General features: G+C 54.8%; 27 protein-coding genes. 16 read left to right on the top strand and 11 right to left on the bottom strand.

Annotated elements, in window-relative coordinates; genetic code table 11:
* Positions 1-41 precede the first annotated feature (41 nt).
* The 6 genes from B5D61_RS04620 to B5D61_RS04595 all read left to right on the top strand — a co-directional run bounded on the left by B5D61_RS04620 (position 42) and on the right by B5D61_RS04595 (position 5,304).
* Complete coding sequence (locus B5D61_RS04620) at positions 42-1,343, top strand: outer membrane protein assembly factor BamB family protein (RefSeq protein ID WP_078812122.1); 1,302 nt, start codon at positions 42-44, stop codon at positions 1,341-1,343.
* Positions 1,344-1,495: 152 nt separating this feature from the next.
* Positions 1,496-1,819: a hypothetical protein gene (locus B5D61_RS26770; protein ID WP_245846460.1), complete on the top strand. Its 324-nt coding sequence runs from the start codon at positions 1,496-1,498 to the stop codon at positions 1,817-1,819.
* 122 nt (positions 1,820-1,941) lie between these two features.
* Positions 1,942-2,577 carry a GNAT family N-acetyltransferase gene (locus B5D61_RS04610; protein ID WP_078812121.1) on the top strand — a complete coding sequence of 212 codons (636 nt, stop codon included), beginning with the start codon at positions 1,942-1,944 and terminating at the stop codon, positions 2,575-2,577.
* Positions 2,578-2,667: 90 nt separating this feature from the next.
* Positions 2,668-3,621: an alpha/beta hydrolase gene (locus B5D61_RS04605; RefSeq protein WP_078812120.1), complete on the top strand. Its 954-nt coding sequence runs from the start codon at positions 2,668-2,670 to the stop codon at positions 3,619-3,621.
* A 42-nt stretch (positions 3,622-3,663) separates the two neighbouring features.
* Positions 3,664-4,524: a hypothetical protein gene (locus tag B5D61_RS04600; protein ID WP_139373063.1), complete on the top strand. Its 861-nt coding sequence runs from the start codon at positions 3,664-3,666 to the stop codon at positions 4,522-4,524.
* Between the two features lie 66 nt (positions 4,525-4,590).
* Positions 4,591-5,304 (top strand): hypothetical protein, encoded by a 714-nt coding sequence (locus tag B5D61_RS04595; RefSeq protein ID WP_078812118.1) that lies wholly within the window; start codon positions 4,591-4,593, stop codon positions 5,302-5,304.
* Here the strand turns inward: B5D61_RS04595 and B5D61_RS04590 are convergent.
* Genes B5D61_RS04590 through trpS form a run of 3 tightly spaced genes read right to left on the bottom strand, consistent with a single transcriptional unit; the run spans position 5,282 to position 8,100 of the window.
* Positions 5,282-6,235, bottom strand: a complete 954-nt coding sequence (locus B5D61_RS04590) for a YheT family hydrolase (RefSeq protein ID WP_078812117.1) — start codon at positions 6,233-6,235, stop codon at positions 5,282-5,284. The two genes, B5D61_RS04595 and B5D61_RS04590, sit on opposite strands and share 23 nt — an antisense overlap.
* A 39-nt stretch (positions 6,236-6,274) precedes the next feature.
* On the bottom strand, positions 6,275-7,120 hold the full coding sequence (locus B5D61_RS04585) for a class I SAM-dependent methyltransferase (RefSeq protein ID WP_078812116.1): 846 nt from the start codon (positions 7,118-7,120) through the stop codon (positions 6,275-6,277).
* A gap of 11 nt (positions 7,121-7,131) precedes the next feature.
* The gene (gene trpS / locus B5D61_RS04580) at positions 7,132-8,100 is read right to left on the bottom strand and encodes a tryptophan--tRNA ligase (RefSeq protein ID WP_078812115.1); all 969 of its coding nucleotides are present in this window, start codon (positions 8,098-8,100) and stop codon (positions 7,132-7,134) included.
* A gap of 122 nt (positions 8,101-8,222) precedes the next feature.
* Between trpS and B5D61_RS04575 the strand changes: the two genes are divergently transcribed.
* Entirely contained in the window at positions 8,223-9,308 is a 1,086-nt protein-coding gene (locus tag B5D61_RS04575) for a right-handed parallel beta-helix repeat-containing protein (RefSeq protein WP_176159224.1), read from the top strand.
* A 12-nt stretch (positions 9,309-9,320) separates the two neighbouring features.
* On the opposite strand, the gene B5D61_RS04570 is transcribed toward B5D61_RS04575, so the two are convergent.
* The 3 genes from B5D61_RS04570 to B5D61_RS04560 all read right to left on the bottom strand — a co-directional run bounded on the left by B5D61_RS04570 (position 9,321) and on the right by B5D61_RS04560 (position 10,819).
* Entirely contained in the window at positions 9,321-9,596 is a 276-nt protein-coding gene (locus B5D61_RS04570) for a heavy metal-associated domain-containing protein (RefSeq protein WP_078812113.1), read from the bottom strand.
* A gap of 28 nt (positions 9,597-9,624) precedes the next feature.
* Positions 9,625-10,101, bottom strand: coding sequence for an SRPBCC family protein (locus B5D61_RS04565; RefSeq protein WP_078812112.1), 477 nt, complete (start codon positions 10,099-10,101; stop codon positions 9,625-9,627).
* A 91-nt stretch (positions 10,102-10,192) separates the two neighbouring features.
* Positions 10,193-10,819, bottom strand: coding sequence for a carbohydrate-binding family 9-like protein (locus B5D61_RS04560; RefSeq protein WP_176159223.1), 627 nt, complete (start codon positions 10,817-10,819; stop codon positions 10,193-10,195).
* A gap of 144 nt (positions 10,820-10,963) precedes the next feature.
* On the opposite strand from B5D61_RS04560, the gene glpQ reads away from it, so the two are divergent.
* The 9 genes from glpQ (at position 10,964) to B5D61_RS04515 (ending at position 19,958) form a co-directional block, all read left to right on the top strand.
* On the top strand, positions 10,964-11,905 hold the full coding sequence (glpQ, locus tag B5D61_RS04555) for a glycerophosphodiester phosphodiesterase (protein WP_217698908.1): 942 nt from the start codon (positions 10,964-10,966) through the stop codon (positions 11,903-11,905).
* A 121-nt stretch (positions 11,906-12,026) separates the two neighbouring features.
* Positions 12,027-13,334, top strand: a complete 1,308-nt coding sequence (gene dacB, locus B5D61_RS04550) for a D-alanyl-D-alanine carboxypeptidase/D-alanyl-D-alanine endopeptidase (protein ID WP_176159222.1) — start codon at positions 12,027-12,029, stop codon at positions 13,332-13,334.
* 246 nt (positions 13,335-13,580) lie between these two features.
* A complete protein-coding gene (locus tag B5D61_RS04545) occupies positions 13,581-14,153 on the top strand; it encodes a hypothetical protein (protein ID WP_139373061.1) in 573 nt (190 codons plus the stop codon).
* A gap of 36 nt (positions 14,154-14,189) precedes the next feature.
* Positions 14,190-14,756, top strand: a complete 567-nt coding sequence (locus tag B5D61_RS04540) for a hypothetical protein (protein WP_078812108.1) — start codon at positions 14,190-14,192, stop codon at positions 14,754-14,756.
* Positions 14,753-15,841, top strand: a complete 1,089-nt coding sequence (locus tag B5D61_RS04535) for a hypothetical protein (RefSeq protein ID WP_078812107.1) — start codon at positions 14,753-14,755, stop codon at positions 15,839-15,841. The genes B5D61_RS04540 and B5D61_RS04535 overlap by 4 nt, the downstream gene beginning before the upstream one ends.
* On the top strand, positions 15,838-16,296 hold the full coding sequence (locus B5D61_RS04530) for a hypothetical protein (protein ID WP_078812106.1): 459 nt from the start codon (positions 15,838-15,840) through the stop codon (positions 16,294-16,296). Before B5D61_RS04535 ends, B5D61_RS04530 begins: the two co-directional genes overlap by 4 nt.
* Positions 16,293-16,826, top strand: a complete 534-nt coding sequence (locus B5D61_RS04525; RefSeq protein WP_078812105.1) for a hypothetical protein — start codon at positions 16,293-16,295, stop codon at positions 16,824-16,826. Before B5D61_RS04530 ends, B5D61_RS04525 begins: the two co-directional genes overlap by 4 nt.
* The gene (locus tag B5D61_RS04520; protein ID WP_078812104.1) at positions 16,823-18,781 is read left to right on the top strand and encodes a hypothetical protein; all 1,959 of its coding nucleotides are present in this window, start codon (positions 16,823-16,825) and stop codon (positions 18,779-18,781) included. The genes B5D61_RS04525 and B5D61_RS04520 overlap by 4 nt, the downstream gene beginning before the upstream one ends.
* A 19-nt stretch (positions 18,782-18,800) precedes the next feature.
* Complete coding sequence (locus B5D61_RS04515; RefSeq protein ID WP_078812103.1) at positions 18,801-19,958, top strand: type IV pilus twitching motility protein PilT; 1,158 nt, start codon at positions 18,801-18,803, stop codon at positions 19,956-19,958.
* Positions 19,959-19,963: 5 nt separating this feature from the next.
* Here B5D61_RS04515 and B5D61_RS04510 read toward each other — a convergent pair whose 3' ends face one another.
* Genes B5D61_RS04510 through B5D61_RS04490 form a run of 5 tightly spaced genes read right to left on the bottom strand, consistent with a single transcriptional unit; the run spans position 19,964 to position 23,148 of the window.
* Positions 19,964-20,884 (bottom strand): hypothetical protein, encoded by a 921-nt coding sequence (locus B5D61_RS04510; protein WP_139373060.1) that lies wholly within the window; start codon positions 20,882-20,884, stop codon positions 19,964-19,966.
* Positions 20,860-21,639 (bottom strand): hypothetical protein, encoded by a 780-nt coding sequence (locus B5D61_RS04505; RefSeq protein ID WP_078812101.1) that lies wholly within the window; start codon positions 21,637-21,639, stop codon positions 20,860-20,862. The genes B5D61_RS04510 and B5D61_RS04505 overlap by 25 nt, the downstream gene beginning before the upstream one ends.
* Positions 21,636-22,319, bottom strand: coding sequence for an ABC transporter ATP-binding protein (locus tag B5D61_RS04500; protein WP_078812100.1), 684 nt, complete (start codon positions 22,317-22,319; stop codon positions 21,636-21,638). Before B5D61_RS04500 ends, B5D61_RS04505 begins: the two co-directional genes overlap by 4 nt.
* A gap of 18 nt (positions 22,320-22,337) precedes the next feature.
* The gene (locus B5D61_RS04495) at positions 22,338-22,760 is read right to left on the bottom strand and encodes a type II secretion system protein (RefSeq protein WP_078812099.1); all 423 of its coding nucleotides are present in this window, start codon (positions 22,758-22,760) and stop codon (positions 22,338-22,340) included.
* A gap of 10 nt (positions 22,761-22,770) precedes the next feature.
* The gene (locus B5D61_RS04490) at positions 22,771-23,148 is read right to left on the bottom strand and encodes a hypothetical protein (RefSeq protein ID WP_139373059.1); all 378 of its coding nucleotides are present in this window, start codon (positions 23,146-23,148) and stop codon (positions 22,771-22,773) included.
* Position 23,149 lies beyond the last annotated feature (1 nt).

Raw genomic sequence — 23,149 nt, 5'->3', positions numbered from 1 at the left:
CTCGGATCGACCGCCATTTGTCGTTAATTTTTATCTTTCGCATGACCTTCCGCGCCGCCCTGCTGTCCCTTTTCACTGTTTCTGCCGCTCTGGCGCAGCCTGCCACCACGCCGGTGTTTTGGCCTGACAAGAACGGTCCCACCTTTGATGGTATCGTGCCTGCCGATGAGGCTGCCCGGTTGCCATTAAAATGGAATGCTGAAACCGGCGAGAATATTGCCTGGAAAACCGACCTCGAAGATGAAGGTCACAGCAGTCCCGTCATCGGTGGCGACATGATCTGGTTCACGTCAGCTAAGACGGATGGGACCAAGCAGTATGTTTATGGGATTGATCGCCACACGGGAAAGGTGATCCATCATCTGTTGGTCTTTGAAAATGCAGCACCCGAAGAGTTAGGGAACCCGCTCAACAATTATGCGGCACCTTCACCCGTCTTGGAAGCAGACGCTCTCTATGTGCATTTCGGCACCTATGGCACCGCGCGTCTGGATCCGGCGACAGGTCAAAAGGTGTGGGAACGCCGGGATATCAATGTGCGCCACTATCGCGGTCCTGGGTCATCTCCGATCCTTCATGGGGACATGCTGATCCTCACCTTCGATGGCATCGATCAGCAGTTCGTTACCGCCCTGAACAAGAAGACTGGGGAGACCCTGTGGAAAACACCACGAACCACGGATTACGGTGACCTCGATGCCGAAGGACATCCCACGCGTGATGGGGATATGCGTAAGGCGTATCATACCCCCAGTGTTTTCAATCTAGCAGGTGTGGAAACACTCGTTTCCATCGGCTCTCGCGCTGCTTTTGGTTATGCTGTGGATAGCGGCAAGGAATTGTGGACGGTTCGTCACGGCGGATTCAACGCGGCCATCCGCCCGCTTGTCTGCAAGGACGTATTGATCCTGAATACAGGTTCGGAGCGGTCCCACACCCTCGGCGTGCGCATCGATGGTCAGATGAAAGGTGACATCACCGAGAGTCATGTGATCTGGGATCGCGAGAAGCGAAATGCGAGTGAAGCTAACTCGGTTCTGGTCGGGGATCTGTTGTTCCAGATCACACGCGGAGGGATCGTGACCTGCATGAACCCGATCCGTGGTGAAGACGTCTGGGAAGAACGCCTAACCGGTCAACACCTGCCTAGCCCGATCGCCGCAGGAGACCGACTCTATTTCAGCAATGACCGTGGAGATACTCGAGTGCTGCGCGCAGGTCCAAAATTCGAGGTCTTGGCCGAAAACACCCTTCCTGATGCGATGACGGCGGCACCTGCCGTGGCGGACGGAGCTCTATTTATCCGGACTAAAAAACAGCTTTTTAAAATCGCCACACCTTGACAGCGATCAAAAGCAGATCGGAAAACTGGACAGAAAGGCTAAAACGCGCTGGATTCCGCATTCTATCAAGGAAAATCGGGCGTCGGATAAATCACATTTCCCCGCATAAATACGTCGCAAAGCTCGAAAACCATGTTATTATGAAGGCCTCTATGGCTACGACACCGATTCGCAAAACACGTTTCTCCCGCCGCGTCCCAGACCATGTCACCGATGAGCTCGTCAATGTGTTGTCCTCAGGGGAAACACTGGAGTTCAACCAGTTGTTCAAAATGGTCTACGACAATCTGAAGCTGAAGAACGCTGTGAGCGGAGGTGAGGAAATGCTGCGTCTGCGCTCTTATGAGAAGCTGCAGGGACTCGTCAGCCGTGGTCTTTGTGCTAAAGTCGCTAAGACTTACCGCGGCCTGGAAGGTCTGCGTGCCGCACATCAGGCGACGATTGCCGCCCGTAATACGGCCGTGGCTGCTCGCTAATCTCTTTTCCCTTTCAAAATAAACCGCCAGTCTCACCCTTTGAGACGGCGGTTTTTTGTTTTCAGAGGCTTTTTCGTCCTTAGCCTTGACCGTTTCTCACTTCACCCGCACTGGCTGTCCGCATGTCCTACTCTGAGTTTGAATCCGATTTCGAAGCTGTCGAAGGCGAGCCCCTTCCCCCTTCTGAACTGATCCAGGCCATCGCGCCGAAATTAATGCCCTGCCGCATCCGGGAATACGTCCCCGAAGACTTGGAGGCCTGTCTTGAGATTTATCGCTCCAATTCACCCGAGTTCCTGCATCCCCAGGGATTGGAGAGATTTGAGGAGTTTTTGAATGTCGGCACCTCGTATATACTGGTTCTCGAGTATGACGGCGATATTGTCGCCTGTGGCGGCTTGGAATTGATCGGAGACTCAGACAGTGCAGCCCTGGTTAACGGGATGGTGCATCGGGATTATCATCGGCGTGGATTCGGCACCACACTTTTGGCAGCGCGCATTGCCTTGTTAGAGCCCGAGGAGCGGCCTTTGGAGCTGTGGATGCGCGCAGGTAAGAATGTGCTGCCGTTTTATGGCCGTTTCGGCTTCGCCCTGCAAAAGGTGAATCAAGACCGCGCTGATCTTCAACGGGGTGTGGCGACTTTTTGGCTGGGGCTTGACGCTCAAGATATCGCCGATGTGCGGGATGCCTTGGAGGACCGCAGCATCCGAATCTATCTCAACGACCTTGATGAAGAGGAAGAAGAGCTGGATTAAAAGCTGGATTAAACCTTTGAGGCCCTGATTTTGACGGTAAATGCTGATGGGGATCGGAGTTCTGTGACGTTCTCCGTTCTCCATTGCCTCATGAAGCCACTGTTACTTCTTTCTCTTTCCCTCTCTTTGGCACTCGCTGCCTCAGCAGCTCAGGCTGCTGAGGCTACTCAGCCCGCAACCGCGAAACCCAAGCCCTCCACAGCGAATGAAGGCCCTAAGTGGAAGAAGCTGAATCCCCAGACCCCGGCTGGTTTCACTCTGAAGACCCTGGAGGTGGCCAAATACCCGGAGCATACCGTGGAGCTTTATGTGTATGTGCCGGAGGCGGAGGGAACCTGGCCCTGCATCCTGGACATTCACGGTGGTGGCTGGCAGAAGCGCCAGGTGGAGGCGGATAAGCCGATGATGGAGCGGCTGGCTCAGCGCGGTTTTGTCACGGCTTTGGTCAGCTATCGCCTTTCCACAGAGGCAAAATATCCGGCGGCCATTCACGATTGTAAGGCTGCTCTGCGTTGCCTGCGTGCCCATGCCAAGGAGCTCAAAATTGATCCTGAGCGCATTGGCTGCATGGGGGGATCGGCAGGGGGCCACCTTTCAGGTTTGACAGCGATGACCAGCGGCTTGCCCGAATTTGAAGGCCAAGGCCCTTTTAAAGATCAATCCAGCACTGTGAAAGCGGCCATCGTCATGGCAGCGACACAGGACCTCGTGGCAGCCAATCTAGGCAAGAAAAACGAGAGCAGTCTGTTGTTCTTTGGGGTGACGTGCGATGAGAATCCCGAACTCTACAAAGCAGCGTCCCCCATCACCCACGTGCGTGCAGGAGTGCCTCCGACCATTTTCATTGAAGGTGAAAAGGACACTCTGAAAGTGGGCCGCGCGGAGATGATGAAGAAGCTGAAAAGCCTGGGCATCGAAACCGAAGTGCACACCTTAAAATTCGCTCCGCATCCTTTCTGGATGAGTGATCCGTGGTGTGCAGAGACCGTGGAAATTGCCGCAGCATTCTTCAAGAAACACCTGGGTGAGCCGGTGGTAAAATAAACGCTTTCCTAGGGTGAGGTTATGCCTCAGCATGGCCTCGCCATGAAAATCTTATTTAAATCCATCCAGGATATTTTAATGTTTTCGCTCGCGGTGCTTACGATGGCATCTCCAGCTTTTGTCCTGGCTCAATCCTCGCCTTTCGATGTTGAAAAAGATTGGCGGGGGCAGGTGGACATCGCTCCAGGAAAGTATCAGCCCAAATTTAAAGTGGTCTTGGGGGCGAGACTCATCCCCGGGGATAAGAAGCTGGAGCCTGCACAGGTGACCACCGGAAGTGGCACGGAGATCGAAAAGGCCGATATCCTGATCGACGAAGGCCAATGGAATGCGCAAGGCACACGCTTTGCGGACACCCAATTGAAAATCGATCTGGGTGGTGAGCTGGTGGCGACCAACTCCCTTTTCCAAGACTGCGTGCTGCGGAAGGGCGGGGCTTGGTTTGTCCGCTACCACTCCTCAAAATGGACCTTCAATCAGTGTGTGTTTACTGGGCAATTCATCGCCCCCATGAAGCTCGTGGATATTGGGGTGAAGGTGACGAACTGCACCTTCTATGACGTGGACCTGTCCGTGGTTCAGTATCGCGAGGATATCGCCGAGGAGCTGACCCATGAGTGGATGAAAATCGAGAACTGCCGCTTCGTTCGTTGCAAGGTTCCTGAGAGCTTTTTGCTAATGACCAAGAATTGTGTCTTCGATGGCTGCACCTTCGGGCGAGCCGAGTCGGAGATCCCCATCCGTTCCCCTGTCAGTGTGCAAGTCCATCTGCTGAATGCCAATTCATCCAAGCCCAAAGCGGGTAAAAACCGCGACATTACGGTGATCCAGGGAGATATTCTCATCGCAGGAGCGACCTCATTGCAGTATCAGAGGAACGGCAAGACTTTGTCTTTTAAGTGAGGATATCGACAGACAGCGGGCATGATTTGACGGGGGAGTTTTCACCATCAAAGTTGCCCGCTTGTGATGCGCGTCTGCCTTTTCGTCCTCAGCTTCCTGGGCCTGTTCTTACCGGTTCAGGCTCACGTGGTGCCGAACATGACCATTGAGGCGGAGTTCGCTCGGGATCACAGCTTTGTGTTGAGGCTCAATCTGGATCCACGGGTTTTTTTGAGTGATCAGCCCACCTCACTGCCGCCGGTCACGGCCGATTGGTTTCTGAACCAGAGCGAAGAACAGAAAAAGGCGACCTATCAACAGGCGACGGAGTATCTGAAGGCAAATGTGGGCCTGATCTTCAGTGATCAGTCCTTGGCACTGCCTGAGGCTGAATTTGTGGCCATGGATGGTGCGACCAATGAGCCAGTTAAACTGGACACGGTGGAAACGCATCTTCTAGCCACAGCGAAGGGGCAGGTGCCTGCAGGTTCTGACAACTTCAAACTCGCCTTTGGAAAGGCTGCGAACGTCAGCCTGATCCTGCTCAACAGTGAGGAAGGCAATGAGGAGCGGCGCCCGCAGGTGATCTTCCCAGGAGAAACGAGTCGGCCTTTTAAAATCACACCTATGCCTCTTTCGGAAGCCGAAGAAGGAAAGTTTCAAGTCACTGAAGTCAAGGTTCAAAAAGGCATGTCCATTGGCGTTCTTTTTGTGCCTGCCAGCCTCTTTGCGGCTGCATGTGCGTTCGTGGTCATATGGCTCGCCGTCGTCGCCTTTCTTATGAGGCCAAAGCATCGATGAACTCAATCACACGCTTTTCATGCCAGCCACGTAAGCGGTGATCCAGAAAGCCGACATGGCCACCTTCTGCCGGGGCTTCGAGATACAAAAACTCGCTTTGGAACGCCAGATCCTGCGGGAATGAAGGTGGGGCCAGCAGGGGGTCATTCAGGGCATTCAGCAGAAGGGCAGGAATGCTTAATCGGGAAAGATGGGGCAGGGAGCTCGCCCGGGCCCAGTAGTCATCGGCATCCAGAAAACCGTGCAGCGGTGCGGTGAAACGATCATCGAATTCCTTGATCGTGCGAATGAGCCGAATGCCCTGCGTTGGGATATCGGCAGGGAATCGTCGGGCCTTGGTTTCCATCTTCTCGACAAGGGTATTCAAGAAGCGTTTCAGGTAGATGCGATTGTCTGTTCGTTCATCCAGCACTCGTGCGCTAGAGGCTAGATCCACCGGAGCGGAGATGGCCACCGCTGCGACGATCTGTGGGTGAGGCGCTTGCTCGCTCACGCATTTCAAGGTGATGTTTCCCCCCAAGCTGAAACCGATCAGCGCGATTTGAGGATAGGCATCCGAAGCGTGTTCGATGACCGCTCGGAGGTCGTTCGACTCGCCACTGTGATAGGATCGAGGTAGGCGGTTTTCAACTCCCCCACAGCCTCGATAATTCCAAGCCAGCACATTCCATCCGGCGTGGAGTAGAGCCGCTGTCATGCTGCGAATATAAACCGCCTCCGCTGAACCTTCGAGACCGTGAGAAAGGATGGCGAGACGACGGTGCCCGGCATGAAACCAGCGTAAATCCACGAAATCTCCGTCAGGCAGTTCCAGCCGCTGATGCTTCGGGGCAGGCGGTTTGGCCCGCGGGAGGAAGACCGGCAGGACGGTCTGCACGTGTCCGCTGCGCAAGTAGCGTGGAGCCCGGTAGCTGGAGGTGAGGACTGGCATGATGGAACTCGATTCTCGTGCCGAAATATCGAGCTACGGTTAGGCCAGCCACCAGCAAAAACTGCCGCTGGGCACGGGAAGAACATCGCTGGCGCCACGAAGCTGCATCTCGCCATGCTCCAGGCTGCCGCTGCGGAATTGCTGGAATAACAAGTGGTGCAGGGAAATCGGGGTGAGCTCAGGAGTGTGGCAGGAAAGCAGGACACCCAGGGGCTGATCCGAGATCAGTTTGCCGATGAGAGCGAGCAAGGGCGGCAGGTCGTTTTCGATCTTGAAGATCTCCCCCTTGGCACCGCGGCCGTAGCTGGGCGGATCGAGGATAATCAGGTCGTAGTAGCGTTCGCGCCGCAACTCACGCTCCAGAAACTTGGTCACATCATCCACAATCCAGCGGATGGGTTTGTCATCGAGTCCGTTGAGATTGGCGTTTTTGCGGGCCCAATCCACCATGCCTTTAGAGGCATCCACATGACACACTTCGGCTCCACCGTGCGCTGCGGCCAGGGTGCTGCCGCCGGAGTAGGCGAAGAGATTGAGCACGCGGGGGGCGCGGTTGTGCTTCTTGCGGTAGGCAGCACAGACTTCGCGGATGCGTTTCCACTGATCGCGCTGCTCGGGGAAAATGCCCAGGTGACCGAAGTCCGTGCTGCTGAGCTGGAAGCGAGTGCCATCCACATCAATGTCCCAGGTGGTCGGCAGACGATCCCGTCCCCGCCACTGATTGCCGCCGTCGCGGAAGAAGGTGGCTGTCGCCTTTTGCCATGCGACGGGAGACAGTGTGGTTTTCCAAACCGCCTGCGCACAGGGCCGGGAAAGCACGACTTGGCCAAAGCGCTCCAGTTTTTGAAAACCGCCGCTGTCGAGGAGTTCGTATCCGTTGCTCATCGCGATAAAGATTAGTCACCCAGGCCAACGGCCTGACGCACGCGACCCAGAGTCTTGCGAGCGACGGCGCGGGCTTTTTCGGCTCCCTCAGCGAGCACTTTGTTTACATACTCGGGGTTAGCGACCAGTTCCGCGCGCTTCTCGCGGAAGGGAGCAAAGTAATCGGTGATACCCTGGAGCAGGCGCTTTTTGAAGTCGCCATAGCCTTTACCGCCGGCTTCGAAATCAGCGACCATGGCATTGTAGTCCGCCTCGGAGGCCACCAGTTTATAAAGCGCCAAGATGCTGCTGTTCTCGGTGGGTTTTGGGGACTCGACCGGGGTGGAGTCCGTGGGGATGCCCATGATGGCTTTCTTCAGCTTTCCGGGCTCTTCGAAGAGCTGGATGGTGTTTCCGTAGCTTTTGCTCATCTTGCGGCCATCGGTGCCGAGCACGACCGCTGTTTCCTCACGGATGCGCGGGTTGGGGAGCTTCAGCAGGCCTTGACCGAAGGTCTCGTTCATTTTGATCGCGATATCCCGCGTGACTTCCACGTGCTGCTTTTGGTCCTTACCTACTGGCACCACATCAGCGTCATAGATGAGGATGTCCGCCGCCATGAGGACCGGATAAGCAAACAGGCCATGGCTGGCACTGATGCCATTGGCCACTTTGTCCTTGTAGCTGTGGCAGCGCTCCAGCAGCCCCATAGGGGTGACGGTGCTAAGGATCCAGGAGAGTTCGGTGTGCTCGGGCACATCGCTTTGGCGGAAAAATACGCACTTCTCCGGATCCAGACCACAAGCCAGGAAATCGATGGCCAAGTCGCGCACGTTGCCGCGCAGGGCCTTTCCATCGTGGATGGAGGTCATCGAGTGGTAATCCGCGATGAAGTAAAATGCCTCGCCTTCGTACTGCAGCTTCAGAGCTGCCTCCATCATGCCGAAATAGTTGCCGATGTGGAGACGCCCGCTGGGTTGGAGGCCGGAAAGGATACGCATAGCCCGTAGAGATGGCTGGCGATGCGGTGGGATTCAAGGGCGAGCTGGAATTTCCCACCCGTTCGCGGGAGAAATTTGCGAGGATGAAGGAAGCGCCTCACGAAGTGCTTTTTATCAAGACCATGAAGTTCTCGCCCTGGATCCGGCCTTTTTTCCAAGTCTTACTTTGGGTTGCAAGCGCAGGGGGCGGGATTGCGATCGCGGAAACGGTTGTGGTGAAGAATCCCGCAGAGCTGAGAGCAGCCCTGTCCCGTCTGGAATCTGGCACGGTGCTCAAGATCGCGCCTGGGGATTATCCTGGCGGCAACCACGTGAAGGGCATCGAAAATCTGGTCATTGAGGCGCTCAATACGGAAGAGCCTCCGCATTTTCGTGGGGGTGGTAACGCCTGGCAGTTCAGTCGCTGTCCAGGTCTGACCGTGCGGAATCTACGTGTCAGCGGCCAGACGAATAACGGGTTCAATCTCGACGATGGGGGCCTGCTCGATCAGCCTGTGGCGGGCATCACATTGGAGGGGTTGGATGTCCAAGATATTGGTCCGCAGGGTAACTTTGACGGCATCAAATGCTCGGGGCTCACCGGGCTAACCATCCATCGTTGCACCCTTCAGGGGTGGGGTGGGCAGGGCATTGACTTCGTCGGCTGCCATCGGTCGGTGATCTCGGAATGCCAGTTCGTAGGCAAAGACGGTTTTTCAGCGAGTGCCGGTATCCAATTGAAGGGTGGCACCTCGGAAGTGGTGGTGGAAAAATGCCATTTTAAAAATGCTGGGCAGCGCCCTCTGAACATTGGCGGTTCTACAGGGTTGGCATTCTTTCGTCCGCAGGGCGCACTCCATGAAGCGAAGTCGATCATTGTTCGTCACAATGTGATCGAGGGCAGTCCCTGCGCCGCGGCTTTCGTCGGGGTTGATGGGGCGGAGTTTACGGACAACACGATCTTGTTTCCTGAGAAGTGGATCTTCCGCATTCTCCAGGAGACCCGAGAGGCACGCTTTGCTGCGTGCCGAAACGTCAGCATCAAGAACAATAAAATCCGGTTCAAGCGATCTCAAGTCGCAACGGACATCAATATCGGAGGCGGGACCGCTCCCGAGACATTTCGATTTGAAGGGAATTTGTGGCTAGCCACGGATTCCCCCCATCAATCCAAGCCCAAGTTACCCGTGGAGGAGCAATCGGGCATTTACGGCAGAGATTTTTTCTGAAGCCGACGGACGCTATTGCTGCGACACATTTTTGGCTTCGCCGCTGAGAGAATCCTGGAAGAGGCTGGTGCGAAATCCGGCTTGAGCCAGCGCTTCGCAAATAGTTTCTTTCGACACACGCATCGGATTGTAGTGGACCCAGGCTCCCTCGGAAATGATGCGTGCGGCCTCAATGCCGCCGATCTGTTGAAGGACTGCCTGGACCCGCTTTTCGGCATCCGCTTCGGTCATGTTGAAGATCACTAAATCCAGTTCCTTCAAATCAACGGGTGTTGGCTGTGTGCTCATGATGAGAGGGCGGTCAAAAAGGAGAAGATCAGACCACAGGTGGGTTCACTTGGCCATCTGCGACTTCGCCTCGCCAGCCTTGGGGCGGGGTGGTGCGCTTTTCAATGCATTGTTTGAAGCGTTTAAGATCACCAGCAACACGAAGTGAGACGACTCCCAGGGCATCCCCGATCTTCTCGGCCGTGCCTTCGGGTTCGTAATTCATGGTGAGGGTGACACGTGTGTGTTCAGGATCGACGGCTTCGAAGCTGACGACGCCATTGTTGGTGGTGCCGCTGGTGCTGCGCCACGCGATTCGTTGATCTGGCTCCTGCTCAATGATCTCGGCCTCCCAGGCCTTGCCACGGCCTGCGATTTCGGCGTGCCACTCAAGGTGGCGATCATCCAGTTGGCGGACGGCTTTGATCCCCTCCATGAAAAGAGGGAAGCTTTCGAACTGCGTCCATTGGTCGTACACCGAACGCACGGGGCAGTTCACTTCGATTGATTTTTCGATGGTTTCCATGGCAATACACAAGGGTTGGAGTGAATCCCGATTGGGAAGAAATGTACTGAGTGTTCGCCAGGGACAGCCTTGATGGCCGTGCTGTTTTCCATCAAGAGCACAGCGTGAAGAGGCCAAACGAACTCGGCACGTGGAAGTCAGGTTTTTCCGTTCCGGGATTGACCCAAGGCATCCAACCCGCGTGGACACTACCGTCAGCTCGATGGGAAAACTCAGCCCGATAAACCCCTGCGTAGAATTCATTTGCTTCCCGTTTGAGAACACCGCTCTCGCGTAACCAATGCATGGGCAACTTCCCCTCCACGCGGTAGCCGCCACTCTGAAGGCATGCCGTCAGGTCTAACCCCGGGCAGCTCCATTCCCAATCATACTGGCGGTAGTAGCGTGCAGAATACGCCAAGGCTTCCCCGCGGGGGTTCATTTCGAGGGCGTAGTAGGGGTTGAGAGTGAGCTCAGGGGTGAAGAAGATCTCCACACGATCTGAACCCAGAACTCGCTCTTTCAGGGTGGGGCCATCCGGCAAAACCAGATCGGCATCTTCGCAATCAAAGCGAAAATAGAAGTATGCATCGTCCCACAAGGCTCGAAATTCAGTCTGAGGTGGTGAGGTGCTTTCCCACGGAAAGGAAAATTGGCTGAGGCAGGCGGCTCTCGACCAGTCCACGCCTGTTGGCGTAGGGTGAACATGGTAACGAAGGAGTTCAGAGGAAGCGGTCATGGTGGGCGGAGTCTGCAATCCTATTGACGGCAGTCTGAGGACTCTGTCAGCATGACGTTTCATGTTTCTGCCTTTGGGGCATTGCGATGCCTGCCGCTCTTTACCTTCATGAGATTCCTTGCCTTGCTCCTCACGCTTCCACTTATGGCCGCCGAACCTTCACCGATGGTTATCGCGCATCGCGGTGCCAGTGGCTATCTTCCTGAGCATACACTTGAGGCAAAAGCGATGGCTTATGCGATGGGCGCTCCTTATCTCGAGCAGGACGTTGTGCTCACAAAAGACGATGTGCCGGTGGTCCTCCATGACATTCATGTGGATACCATCAGTGATGTGGCTTCTCGGTTTCCTGGTCGTGCTCGTGACGATGGGCGTTACTACGCCCTCGATTTTACCTTGGCTGAGTTAAAGCAGCTTCGTGTTACGGAGCGATTCAATGCCAAGACGGGGAAACCGGTTTTCCCCAACCGTTTCCCTTTAGGGCGCTCGCACTTTCAGATTCCTACCCTGGAGGAGGAACTCCAGATGATTCAGGGTTTGAATCAAAGCACCGGGCGCAAAGTCGGCATCTATCCGGAAATCAAACAGCCTGCATGGCATCGCCTGGAGGGGCATGACATCAGCCGGATTGTTCTGCCGATCTTGCAGAAATACGGTTACAACTCACGCGACGATCTCTGTTATGTACAATGCTTCGAATATGCGGAAGTGAAGCGTATTCGTCAGGAGCTTGGATGGCAGGGAAGGCTGATCATGTTGATGGGTGGCGGAGGCAAAGGCAGTGATGGCACCGATTTTGATTACCTACGTTCTCCACAAGGTCTCGCAGAGTTGAAGCAAGTGGCGGATGGCATCGGGCCTGCCATCAGCAGCATCGTGGATAACAACCGCCAGGTGACGGACCTCGTGGCAAAAGCTCACGCGGCAGGTTTGAAAGTGCATCCCTACACTTTGCGCGTGGATGAGTTGCCCAAATTTGCCACCTCCGCAGACGATCTGATGGAGCTCCTTTTTAACCAAGCCAAGGTGGATGGTTTGTTCACGGATTTCCCAGACGTCGTCTTGCGATGGCTGGAACGAGATTGAGTGCCACAGTGATGTTGTGAAACGAATTGCCTTTGTTTTTTTATGGCTGGTCGTCATCGGCTTAGTCCTTTACTGGGGCTCAAGACCATGGCTTTGCCCTCAGCCTCATCCCACGCCATCCGTGGCCAGTCCTTACCAGGACTTGGAAGAGATCCTTTCTCGGGCTAGCCATAGTCCTGATCTTGCGAGTGCAGCGATTGGCTTTTGCTTGATGGATGATCAAGGCCGAAGGTTGTTCGGTCACCATGACGGGATATCCTTCATCCCGGCCTCAACGCTCAAGACGGTGACCACGGCGACCGCTTTAGAGATGTGGGGGCCAGACTATCGGATCAAAACGACCTTGCAGGCAACTAGCCCGATTGAGGAGGGTGTATTGGCTGGGGATCTGATCATCGTCGGTGGAGGTGATCCGATGTTGTCATTGGAGGATTTAGAGAACTGGGTGCAGCAGCTCCAGGGTAAAGGCTTGACCCGAATCCAAGGCCGCATTCTTGGCGATGGCCGTTTGTTTGCTGGATCCATCTTCGATGACTTTTGGAATTGGGGAGATATCGGCAATGGTTATGGAAGCCCTGTGGCCGGGCTGAATCTTGAGCACAACCGTTTTACGGCTCGTTTTCGCTCGGGGAGAGAGGTCGGTGCGTCGGCGGAGTTTCTGGGAGTGATGCCCGAAGTCCCAGGTCTTGAATGGATCTCTGAAGTGATCACGGCTTCGGCAGGGTCTGGGGACGGTGTTGTGATCCATGGCGGGGAACGCACGGGGATCATGTTCTTGCGCGGGACGGTGCCCCAAAGCACGCGTGAATTCACCGTGACAGGTGCGGTCCCTGATCCCGTGCGCTTCACGGCGCATCATTTGAAGGCATTGCTACAGCAGGCTGGGATTGCTGTGGATGGTGAAGCTGAAGCGGTTAGTCCTAAAGCTGCATCAGAGACTCAGATCGTGTTGTTAGATCACGAGTCACCTCCTCTGATTGAGATCATCACCAGCATTCATACGACTTCAGACAATCATGAAACCGAGTGTCTATATCGTTTGTTAGGCCTTTCTCAAAATAAAGCCTCGGACGAAGTGATCAGAGAACACTGGCTGGCGCGAGGCCTGGTTTTTGAAGGGTTGCGCATGGAAGATGGTTGTGGGCTTGCACGTGCAGATTTCATTCGCCCCATGGATCTGGCGAGGCTGCAGTCGCTGACTGTGTCAGGGCCTCATGGAGAAGCCTATCGTCAGTCATTGCTGGCCAGTCCGGATGGCACACTTCGCTGGAAAGGTGGGGCGATGTCAGGAATCCGTTGTTATACGGGACTGATCCGAACCAGTTCAGAGAAAGAATGGAGCTTTGCACTCATGGTGAACCATTTCCAAGAGGGTCAAGTCGTTGCCGAGTTACGGGATGAGTTGCTGAGAGCGGTTGTGAAACTCTAAAAAATATTGGCAGGTGAATCCTATGGATTCAATGAGCTTCTTAACACGGATTTCTCTTTTTTGAGAAATTTCACTCTGAAAGACTGACAAATTCTCCGCAGAGTTTGATCAGACACACCTTCTTTCGCGTCAGATAATTCGTATTTTAAATAAATTCCATTGTGTTTTATCAAAATTGAGATAAAATTTTGTTCAATGGTCTAGGTGATGCTCCGAAAAACTCTCAATTCTCAGATTATAGTTGCCATGAATATCAAGATTTTGACAGTTGGACTCGCACTGTGTGGTACAGCTCAGCTTTCCAAAGCTGATATCCTTCTCGGGGCGCCAGGAGTCGCCGCAGGAACCCGCATTGCGACCAGGGTTCCGTTCAAGATCGACTATCAATTAACGAACTCCTACAAATTCATCTTTTCGGGAATTGAAGCTAAAGGAGATACCTTGGGGGCACCCGGATCGTCAGGCACTCAGGGTAACGGGGGGCAATTCCACCTCAAAGCGAGTGTTTCCGGGGGCGGAAGTTCAGAGCGGGCCGGGCAACTCGAGTTCAGAGATATTCAGGACTACAACACGGCTCCTCTGAAGCGTTTGATGATTTCGCCAACCGCTGTCTTTAAAGCAACATCGACACCCATCACGATCGAACTGCTCTGGAAAGGAGAGGGTAATGCGCACAAGCCTAACGGCATCTTTAACATCGTGGGTGAGTATCAGAAAGATCCTCCGGTGCCCAGTGGCTCGTTGTATTTCCCTGCAGGCTCCTATGTGCTCGAAGGAAGCCCGAATCCCGAAGGAACGGTGACAATCGTGAGAGAGTAAATTTCGACTGAGAAGTGTGCGAGATTTCTTGTTCCTATGAAGACGGCAACAACCGCTTTGACCGCTAAATGCGGCCTTGTGGTATTGAGTTGGATGCTCTCGGGAGCGGTGTTGCAAGCCGAGCCTCCTGCTCAAGAGAAAGCTCCAGCTCATGAGGTGATATCCGAGGAACGTCTGAGGCTAAATGCGGCTGGAGTGCCCAATCTGAAGGCTCAACTTGCCACACAGACGAAGCCGCTGACAAGCAAGGCTCCGGCTGTTCAGAGTACCTTGTGGAGCCGCTCTATTATCCTCACGGATGGCGACTATTTCACGCTCATCCCGGTGGGTTCCATCCTTCATTTACCCGCTGAACACAGGGCGCATATCGTTGCTCAGCCCACGGGTGAATTTACCTTTTGGCCTAATTTTCTCAAAAAAAACACGGCATGGCTGGAAGCTAAAGAAGTCTCTCTGGAAATGAGCCGTGGAGACGAGAAAGCTGCGAAAGCGCTTTTCCTCAGTGTAGCCAAACACCCCCGTGCGCTAGTGGCGGTCTATAAAGGCGGACCGATCACGGTTTTAGAACCTGCCCCAGAACAGGAGGTGAGAACCAAGCCATGAAAATGCAGGCATGGATGCTTTGGATCTGGGCATGCTTGGTCACCTCTTTGAGTGCCCAGGATCCAGAAGCTTGGGTCAGGCAAACAGATGTGACGACAGGCCAGGTTTACGATACTCCGATGACGGGTAGCGGCGGGGCCTACGTCTCCCCATTGCCTGTGGGAGAAGGAGGCGCTCTCTATGAACTCTTTGCGCGAGGCACCGCCTGGGATAGCAACATTTACCTGCTCGATACGAAGTTCATCAGCACCTACAATCCTGAAGTCACCATTTCCATCGCCACGGAAGATGACTATGTGCGAGGTGATCCCAATTCATCGACCTACGTCAAAAGGACGCGAGCAGATCGACCCTTTTCCGTGGACATCAAAGTGAATGGTCTCGTCGATGACAGTGCGAACACATCTGAGCGCTGTGTCTATCTCGCGGTTAACGGACGCAACTTCGATGCGGAGACTTACTCGTCACTCAATCAACCCGCCTATTTATTGGAGGACGCGAATCTTGAGAATGGTGAATACAGCTTCAATCCTCTGTATCATCAGTTGACGTCACCCACGCTCTCCTCCGGTAACGGCGAGCAGACCTTCACCATCGTTCGGTATGCTTCCTACCAGATTCCGGATACGATCTTGCTGCAGCCAAAAGTTGAAGTCTGGCCCGTGGCTTCCGCCACAGTTTCCAGTATCGAAGCCGATCAAGTGTTCATTGACCGTATTCCAGCCTTGGTGGTTTCGCTCAAAGACATCTACCCAGATTCCAGGACCTATCTCCAAGTTTACAAAGGAACAGAAAAGCTGGGCACCGAGGGAACGCTGGTGGCAGGAACAGAGCGGAGATTCGGGCGGTTCTACAACCCCGATCAAGCCGTTGAGCCGACCAATGTGCCCCAGACTTTTTCCATCTCTGTGGATGACCTATCCAACTATACCTCTGAGGACGGCATCTACACTCTGGAGGTGATCACTCATACGCCGTTTTTCAATCGCGCGCCGGAGAGGTTATATCATGTGACTTTCGAGGTGGACCGCGTGATCAGCACCCGCGGGCAAATCAGCACGACAGAACGGGGGGGCGGGCCATGAAAAAGGTTCTGCATAGACATCCTCAACGTGGGGGCAGTCTGCTGATCGAGCTCTCGGTGGCCTTGGGGGTCACGACTTTTTTGGCGTTGTTGATGATGCGTTCATCACTTCTGGCCATTTCAGGGAATCAATGGACGGTGATGCAGACTCTTACCGATGCGTATCTGAGCCGTGAGTCAGCCTTGGCCAATCGACTGCCCTTTGCCCAAGTGGAGGCGGAAAATTCACCTTGGCCAGAGCTGGCGGATCAAGGCAGTGCCAGTGAGCAAACGGTGACGATTGGACGTCTCGCTGGAGGTCGCCCCGTCACGGCGGTCCTCAAGCGGTGCCGCACCGCTGAAACGGCGCAGAATGCCGACCTGACCCTAGATGTTTGGCGCCTGCATTCAGCGCTCATCTACGAGATCGGTGATAAAAGTTACACGAAGAGTCGCTCCACCCTGCGTGTCCAATGAAGGCTTTCTCCTCCATTTCTTCTCGCCGTCGGTTCTCCGGATTTACCTTGATGGAGATGTCCTTGGCGCTTGGTTTGATGGTGATGCTAGGGAGCACTCTCGTGGCCATGCTGCAGCAGCATCTGACCTTCATGGGGTTGGCTCAAAAACAATCGTTTTTAGCCGAAGAAGCCCCCAAGATTGGCAACATCCTGGGACGTATTTTTCAACAGGCGGATCATTATTTCATCTACACAGATTTGGAGGCGGCTCGAGGCGGAACTCCCCCTGTTTTAACAGATGGTGGTGCGGTCCGACTCTTCTTTAAAGGCGCCACACAAGACGTCGAGGAGCGAATCATTGCGACAGAGGTAGGCACCACCGGAGTGAGCCTACGCTTTCACGTGCCGCAAGAAGATGGTACGACAACTTCTTGGCTGATCTGCCAAGGAGTGGGAAACGTGACTTTCCGTGCGGATGAAGGAATTTTAATCGCGAATCTCACAGGTCCGAATGGTGAGGAAATCAGTTACTGCGGAGGAGCTCGATGAATCTACACCACCGCCAACGCCGTTTCGGTTTCGCCGCCATGCCTTTGGTGACGGCGATGTCCATGATGCTGGTCTTCAGCCTGCTGATGCTCTTCAAGCAAACCCTCATGAACCGAGATCAAGCCTCGGACACACAACTTCGTGTGGATTATCAGCAACGCGAAGAAGCTCTTCTTAGGGCCATGGTTGTCGTTTTCCCCAATAAGGCGATCGCCTGTCTGAAAGCTAACCTTGCCGAAGGTGACAGCTACGCCTGGCGTGACATTTTTCGTGAGTCGGTGACCCTCTCTTCCGCATCGGACCGCATGACACCGGAATTGGTGGCGGCATTGGGCTTAGCGGGGAAACGAAGTGCTAATGTGGGGGATCATGAGGCGGGGGAAGTGCAAAGTTGGATCACTTCATTGGAAGGAGTCGCTGATGAGGTCACTCCAGGCACGACAGCCTTCGCGCCACTCTTTGCGCAGCCGGCCTTTGCGGGAAAAGTGCCTCCTCTCCTGGAAGCCAGCGCTGCCTTGCAAGCGGCAGATGCTCTCCGACCGATCATCTCCGACCAGAAACGCTACAGCAGTCAAGACGCAGGTTTACTGGCAGACATATTGAAGTATCCGACCTTCAATCTCATTCCCTATCCGAACATAAGATTTGGCTATGCCAAGCCCGGACAACCTTTTGTGGCCAAGCGTAACTGGTGGGCTTTCACCGTCAATTATGGCAATCGAGAAAGCAGCATCTCAAGGCACTACATCCTCTCCTTGTATGAAGTGCCCAGCCAAATGCCGATTGAAGCAGCTACCTTCGCCGCCATCGGTCAGCATCAAGATGGAACGGCGTGGAATGCCGCCACGGTCAGCATCCAAGGCTCGGTTTATGCCGACCAGATGCGAGTGGATGGCGATGATGCTTTCGGCGCTGAGCGATTGGCGGGGAAGAGTGGTATCGACCTGACTCGCGATCTACAACTCGGTGGCATTACGATTGGTGCTGACTTTGATGAACTGGGAGAGCGCGAGCGTTTGCAAGCCGAACAGGAATCTGATGTCTTGCCGGTCGCTTTGTCCGCCAATTCCGGTCGATTGACTTTTCTTCCGCTTCCGACGGGCAGCAACTATTTAAGGCGGGCCGCTGCCGGAGTTACATTGAATGCCTGGGACGATTATCTGGCGGGGGCTGAACGATGTCAGATCACGGTGGAGGCCACCGACATGGTGAGTTATGAAGACCAGACTCCCACGGCGATCCGAGTGCGATTTCAGGGAACGGCAGGAGGCGTCGTTGAAGTCAATTTGACCCGAGGTAGCAATTGGCCGACCTACTTTGAACCTGGAGGCCCTGAGATGCCGTTTCAGACGGAATTGACGAATAACAGTCGATCCTGTCTGACCTTTCATCCTGCACACTTAAAACAGTGGCTGTTGGGTCAAGGAGGTGCGTCTGTCGATGTGAATCGGAGTCTCTACTTTGGCGTCGATACGTCGCTTAATCCTCTCAAAGTACGAGCTTTGTCAGATCCTCCCGCAGCTGAAGATATGTGTGTTATCATTCGCAAGGGGAAGGATCTCAGCGATTACACGGCAGGGATATCGGTGGTCGGCCCGCTGCGTGTGTATGTGGGAGATGACTTGAATGCCGTATCTCTTGCTTCTGCTCCTGTTGGCTCGGGTTTGGATGCTGCGGCCACCTTTTATCCAGCCCTGTCGATCTTTGCCTCAGAGCTGCGGGTCGGAACGACTGGCTTCAATCGCCCCATCGACCATCGCGGGCAACTGGGCAGTTTGGCGACGGGCGGAACCGCCACACCGTGGCAGCCTCTCGATATGAAGTCCGGCAGCGACGATGCCGTGCACACGGATAGCATTTCCGCTGAGCTGGCTCCTCTGCGCAGCCCTGCGGAACTGCCGCCCATTCACACCATGAATTGGCTGGTGGTGATCGAAGAAATTCCTCAAGAATAATAACCTCTTTTGTTATACCATGTGTTCTGCTGCTTCTCCTGCTGATATTTTAGGGCAACTCGCGGTGGCCTTCCCTGGCCGAGAAATTTCAGATGTACAAATCCGCACGGACGGGCTGATCTATCTCCACACGAACCGTGGTCTTGAGATCGCTGAATCTTTTGGCCTGCAAAGTGCAGAAGCCGTGGGAAAAATCGCCGAAGGCCTGTTTACCCGCCAGTCCCATGAAATCTGGGCGGACAACTCAGTGTCGGCCACTGGGGATCGGATGTGGGAATTGGTGCGCTCCCGCCGGGTGATTGATTTTAGCTGTGAGGAAGGAGCTTTGGGTTCGCCAGTCCGTATGCGTGTACAGGTGCACTTGAGTGAACATGGCTTGGGTATTACCTGTCGTTGGTTGCGAGCCAAGATTTCACAGCTCGAAACGTTAGGCATCGATCCTCTCATCTCAGATAGTTTGAGGGATCTTGTGCAGCGCAGATTTGGTCTGGGGCTTATTACCGGCCCCACGGGTTCAGGAAAGTCCACGACCCTGGCCGCGATTCTAGATTGGGTGCGCCGTCACTTTCCAAAACATATCGTCACCGTGGAAGATCCCATCGAGTATCGATACGACAGTACGATGGCTGATCCCAATCAGCCTGGGGTGCTCATTCCTGCGCCTTCGTTGGTCACCCAGCAGGAGGTGGGCAGGCACACACTGAGCTATCAGAGTGGATTGAAAGAGGTGCTGCGTAAAACCCCGAACATCATTTTGATCGGGGAAATCCGAGATCGCGAAACCATGGAGACGTGTATCGAGGCGGCTCAGACGGGTCACTTTGTCTTGTCGACCCTGCATACTCGTGGCGCGGTGAAAACGATCGACCGTATTTTGGAGTTCTTCCCCAAGGAGCAACAATCTGGGATTTTACACCGCTTGAGCGAGACTCTCACCTTCGTTTTGTCACAGGGCTTGTTAACCGGGTTCAATGGTCGTGTCCTGGTCACAGAGTATCTCCAGAATACCAACGAGGCGGTTTCAGCGGGCATGCGTGCCTATGATGGTAGCGCCACTTCCTTGGAGGATGCTCTTCGCTACAAAGGGAATTTGCGTTGGAATCAGTGTCTGATGAATCACTACCGCGGAGGGGCGATCTCAGAGGACATCTTCAATGCCAACCTGTTGGCAGGTTGATCCCATCAGTTTTGCACAGGGAGAGGGCCGTTGGAGGCATTCGGGATCTTCGGCCTTGCGAGAGTGCGCTGGATCATGTCGCGGATGCGCCTCAGGAGGTTGGCATGTTCGTCCAGCTCTTGGCGGCGTATTGGCGGGATGCCCTCCCACCAGCCTTCCTTTTGGGCTTTTTCTTCGAGATCTCCATAGCGCTTGAGGCATTGCTCAAGAGTTTTCCACGAGTTTTCAATGACCTCAGGATTGCGGTTATGATTTTCAGGACGGAGCTGATCGTTGAGTAAATTGATGGCAGCTCCCGCGCCTGTGAGGCAATCCGAGAGACCTGCATCGCGACGTAACCCATAGTTCATTGCTTGATGGGCTAGCTCAGTCAAAGCTGGGCCGATGGCTTCAGGAGGCAGATGGGACCCCAAATGGTAGTGAAAAACCTCATAGAGAGTGGCATCTCCAGGGTCAAGCTGATAGGCCAGACGGAGGCGAACATCTCCAGCCGCATTCAGATAACGCTGGTGCGCTGTTGAGAGAGGAAAGGCACTGTTGCGTTTGGTGCGTGCTTTCTCTAATGCGGTTATTTTTTGAACTTGTGCTTCAGCCCATGAAGAAGCGGCTGGTTCTGCGGCTTGCACCGGTGGCGGGGGCCGCAGACCTTTTCGGGCAAAGCGACCAGGCGCCGGCATCGGGGGTGGAGCTGAAGAGGACGCCGCAGGTTGATGCATGGGTGCCGCGCTTTCTCCACCATGCCAGTAGCTGTAAAGCGAGTCTCGGATCAGCCTGGCCATGAGGCTTCCGTAAGCACTGCGTGGCAGAGCGAACAGCGGAGGGGTATCAAGCGTTTTGCCGTGGGGCTTGAAGCGGATTAACGCATGTCCTCCACACCACAAACCCGCTGCTAGAAGGAAGCTCAGGAACGTGTGCGGAAGAGACATAATCCTAGGATGGTTAAAGCGCTGCCTTGCAGGCCTAAGATAAGAGCGGACACAGAGAAATCGGCATTGGATAAGGGGCCCATCTTGAAGACCAACCGAGGCGTGAGATCCGCCAGATGATAGTGAGGAAGAGCTAACCAAAGAGATTTCAAGACATCGGAGGCGGAGCCTCCCAAGACAGGCGCTAACCAAGCGGCACCGAATAGCCCCATGAACAAAAGTCCGGTGGGCACCAGAAACGCAATGACCTCTGCTGTGCGTGTTCCGAGAGCCACCGCCAGTAGGAGCAGCGGCGCGGCACAAAGGCTGAAGAGAGTTCCATATTGGAGCACCAAGACCGCCCACATTTTTGCCTCTTCAGGTCGTTTAGGCAGGGTCAAAGTGAGGCAGACCAAGGAGGCGAGGATCACCACGGCCACCATCCAGATCCAGATGGATGCGCTGAGCTGAAAGCACTGGCTGACCTTGCTGGTGCCTCCCGCCCGCATATGCTCGAGCATTCCTTCCGTGCGTAGCCGATGACCCAGGGCTGAGGCTTGAAACGGCAACCAAGTGAAGAGGGCGATCCAGGCATACACCCATGCCGCTTGGGCCCGTGCGGGTTGTAAAATCTGAGGGTTTTCTTCCCAAGGGGTCAGCAGGGGGGCGATCCAGACGAAAAGCAAGGCCCCAACCAAAAGGAGCCAACAACTACCGCGTCCCATGAGTGCCGCCAGACTGAGGCGAAACAGAGGCCAATTTTTCAGGGAACTCATGATTGCTGCAGAGTGTGATAAGTGTCCATCCAGGTGCTGCCTGTGCGCTCGGTGGCATGTCGGAGCTTGCCGCGCACGATGGTGAAAAGGGAGTCGGCTTGGCGCACACATTCCAGTTCATGCATCACCACCAGACGCACGGTGCTGGAGCGAGTCTCTGCCCAGAGTTGGGTGACTTGCTCGCGGGTTTCGGCGTCTAAACCGGTGAGAGGTTCATCCATCAGCAACAGACTGGCGGAACTCTGCGCGGCTTTGACTTCTGCCATGATCAACAAAACCTTTTGCCGATTGCCCCGTGAGAGCTTGCCGATCGGGCATTTGAGATCGAGCCGAAGGGAGTTAGCCAGCTTTTCCACGCTAGCGAGTGAATCACCTTTGAACCAGGAACGGAAAAAAGTGAGGGGCTTCATTTCGGGATCTGCCCGCAGTTCATCGGCGAAGTAGTGCACCTGCGCTTGCAGGGTGACGGCCCCGGCTAAAGGCGGGATCAGTCCCGCGAGCGTGCGTAGGAAAGTCGTTTTCCCGGAACCGTTCGGTGCTACGAGGAGGTGCAGACCGGGATGAGCCTGCACAGGATCAGGGATCTCCACTAAACAGTGAGGGCGGCGGTTCCAAGGCAAGCCCACTCGATAACCGAATCGAGAGCCTTCTTGAAGATGTAAACAGGGGGCGGGAGCCATGCAGTGAATAAAGTACTTTCACTTCCCTATGTCCCAAAGTCCATCAGTTCCGCTGCCGGAAGGATCATAAACGGTCGTTCCCGACAGTAACTGAGGGGGCATGACGGAATGGTCGATGGTAAGTGTGCCGTCATCCAGAGAGCGGACGGTTGGCATCGTCGTCCAGCCGGTGGGAAGGTAGGCTTCCAATTCGATTCGGGTTACTACCTCAATGTCTGCTGTGGGATGATCTGCCATATAGGCCCGCTGGGCAGCAAACACTGCCTCTAGAGCAAGCGCGGCATCTTTACCCTTCTGCCAGTCCTGAATGGCAGAGATGTTCATGCCTGTGAACAGCGCTAGGCCGATCATAAGCCCAATCACGAGGCTGATCTCAATGAGGGTAAACCCCGCTCGGTGAGACCGGGAACACAGACCTTGGCGGAGAGGAATGCAGTGCATACAGCGGCGGTTAGTCTTGGGCTTTTGCCAGCTCAGCGACCCGTTCTTTGGGAATGATTTTGACCGGCCCTTGTTTCACCTGGAGTTGAAAGGAGTCCGCGGTTTTCTGATCACGAACAGGCAGATCCTTGATCAACTCAGGGGGCAGCGTTGAGCGCCGATGGATAAAGACCACACGCGCTTGATCTGGATTGCCAGTCTTGATCACGGGTGTAGGCGTGGTGACAGGCGGAAAAGCTGAGCGTTGCGGGTTCACGCTGGGCTCCGGGGTAGGTTGGAGTGTCTCTAGCCCAGGAATCGGACGGGGCACCAGTTTGGGGGCTGGGTCTGCCTGAACGAGAGCAAGGCCACCCAAGATGAGACTAACAGTAAGTGGTAACGATTTCATG

It is taken from the genome of Prosthecobacter debontii (assembly GCF_900167535.1).
Lineage (GTDB): Bacteria > Verrucomicrobiota > Verrucomicrobiia > Verrucomicrobiales > Verrucomicrobiaceae > Prosthecobacter > Prosthecobacter debontii.
Note: the sequence above shows the minus strand (reverse complement) of the source record. Positions and strands in the feature narration are given on the sequence as shown.

What these genes read in the sequence shown, in the direction of transcription:
- B5D61_RS04510 (WP_139373060.1), bottom strand. Translation starts at nt 20,884, where the DNA reads ATGTCTCTTCCGCACACGTTCCTGAGCTTCCTTCTAGCAGCGGGTTTG.
- B5D61_RS04600 (WP_139373063.1), top strand. Translation starts at nt 3,664, where the DNA reads ATGAAAATCTTATTTAAATCCATCCAGGATATTTTAATGTTTTCGCTC.
- trpS (WP_078812115.1), bottom strand. Translation starts at nt 8,100, where the DNA reads ATGCGTATCCTTTCCGGCCTCCAACCCAGCGGGCGTCTCCACATCGGC.
- B5D61_RS04545 (WP_139373061.1), top strand. Translation starts at nt 13,581, where the DNA reads ATGAATATCAAGATTTTGACAGTTGGACTCGCACTGTGTGGTACAGCT.
- B5D61_RS04490 (WP_139373059.1), bottom strand. Translation starts at nt 23,148, where the DNA reads ATGAAATCGTTACCACTTACTGTTAGTCTCATCTTGGGTGGCCTTGCT.
- B5D61_RS04515 (WP_078812103.1), top strand. Translation starts at nt 18,801, where the DNA reads ATGTGTTCTGCTGCTTCTCCTGCTGATATTTTAGGGCAACTCGCGGTG.
- B5D61_RS04495 (WP_078812099.1), bottom strand. Translation starts at nt 22,760, where the DNA reads ATGCACTGCATTCCTCTCCGCCAAGGTCTGTGTTCCCGGTCTCACCGA.
- B5D61_RS04620 (WP_078812122.1), top strand. Translation starts at nt 42, where the DNA reads ATGACCTTCCGCGCCGCCCTGCTGTCCCTTTTCACTGTTTCTGCCGCT.
- B5D61_RS26770 (WP_245846460.1), top strand. Translation starts at nt 1,496, where the DNA reads ATGGCTACGACACCGATTCGCAAAACACGTTTCTCCCGCCGCGTCCCA.
- B5D61_RS04560 (WP_176159223.1), bottom strand. Translation starts at nt 10,819, where the DNA reads ATGACCGCTTCCTCTGAACTCCTTCGTTACCATGTTCACCCTACGCCA.
- B5D61_RS04540 (WP_078812108.1), top strand. Translation starts at nt 14,190, where the DNA reads ATGAAGACGGCAACAACCGCTTTGACCGCTAAATGCGGCCTTGTGGTA.
- B5D61_RS04500 (WP_078812100.1), bottom strand. Translation starts at nt 22,319, where the DNA reads ATGGCTCCCGCCCCCTGTTTACATCTTCAAGAAGGCTCTCGATTCGGT.
- B5D61_RS04610 (WP_078812121.1), top strand. Translation starts at nt 1,942, where the DNA reads ATGTCCTACTCTGAGTTTGAATCCGATTTCGAAGCTGTCGAAGGCGAG.
- B5D61_RS04575 (WP_176159224.1), top strand. Translation starts at nt 8,223, where the DNA reads ATGAAGTTCTCGCCCTGGATCCGGCCTTTTTTCCAAGTCTTACTTTGG.
- B5D61_RS04565 (WP_078812112.1), bottom strand. Translation starts at nt 10,101, where the DNA reads ATGGAAACCATCGAAAAATCAATCGAAGTGAACTGCCCCGTGCGTTCG.
- B5D61_RS04595 (WP_078812118.1), top strand. Translation starts at nt 4,591, where the DNA reads ATGCGCGTCTGCCTTTTCGTCCTCAGCTTCCTGGGCCTGTTCTTACCG.
- B5D61_RS04525 (WP_078812105.1), top strand. Translation starts at nt 16,293, where the DNA reads ATGAAGGCTTTCTCCTCCATTTCTTCTCGCCGTCGGTTCTCCGGATTT.
- B5D61_RS04605 (WP_078812120.1), top strand. Translation starts at nt 2,668, where the DNA reads ATGAAGCCACTGTTACTTCTTTCTCTTTCCCTCTCTTTGGCACTCGCT.
- B5D61_RS04590 (WP_078812117.1), bottom strand. Translation starts at nt 6,235, where the DNA reads ATGCCAGTCCTCACCTCCAGCTACCGGGCTCCACGCTACTTGCGCAGC.
- B5D61_RS04530 (WP_078812106.1), top strand. Translation starts at nt 15,838, where the DNA reads ATGAAAAAGGTTCTGCATAGACATCCTCAACGTGGGGGCAGTCTGCTG.
- B5D61_RS04570 (WP_078812113.1), bottom strand. Translation starts at nt 9,596, where the DNA reads ATGAGCACACAGCCAACACCCGTTGATTTGAAGGAACTGGATTTAGTG.
- B5D61_RS04520 (WP_078812104.1), top strand. Translation starts at nt 16,823, where the DNA reads ATGAATCTACACCACCGCCAACGCCGTTTCGGTTTCGCCGCCATGCCT.
- glpQ (WP_217698908.1), top strand. Translation starts at nt 10,964, where the DNA reads ATGGCCGCCGAACCTTCACCGATGGTTATCGCGCATCGCGGTGCCAGT.
- B5D61_RS04505 (WP_078812101.1), bottom strand. Translation starts at nt 21,639, where the DNA reads ATGAGTTCCCTGAAAAATTGGCCTCTGTTTCGCCTCAGTCTGGCGGCA.
- B5D61_RS04535 (WP_078812107.1), top strand. Translation starts at nt 14,753, where the DNA reads ATGAAAATGCAGGCATGGATGCTTTGGATCTGGGCATGCTTGGTCACC.
- B5D61_RS04585 (WP_078812116.1), bottom strand. Translation starts at nt 7,120, where the DNA reads ATGAGCAACGGATACGAACTCCTCGACAGCGGCGGTTTTCAAAAACTG.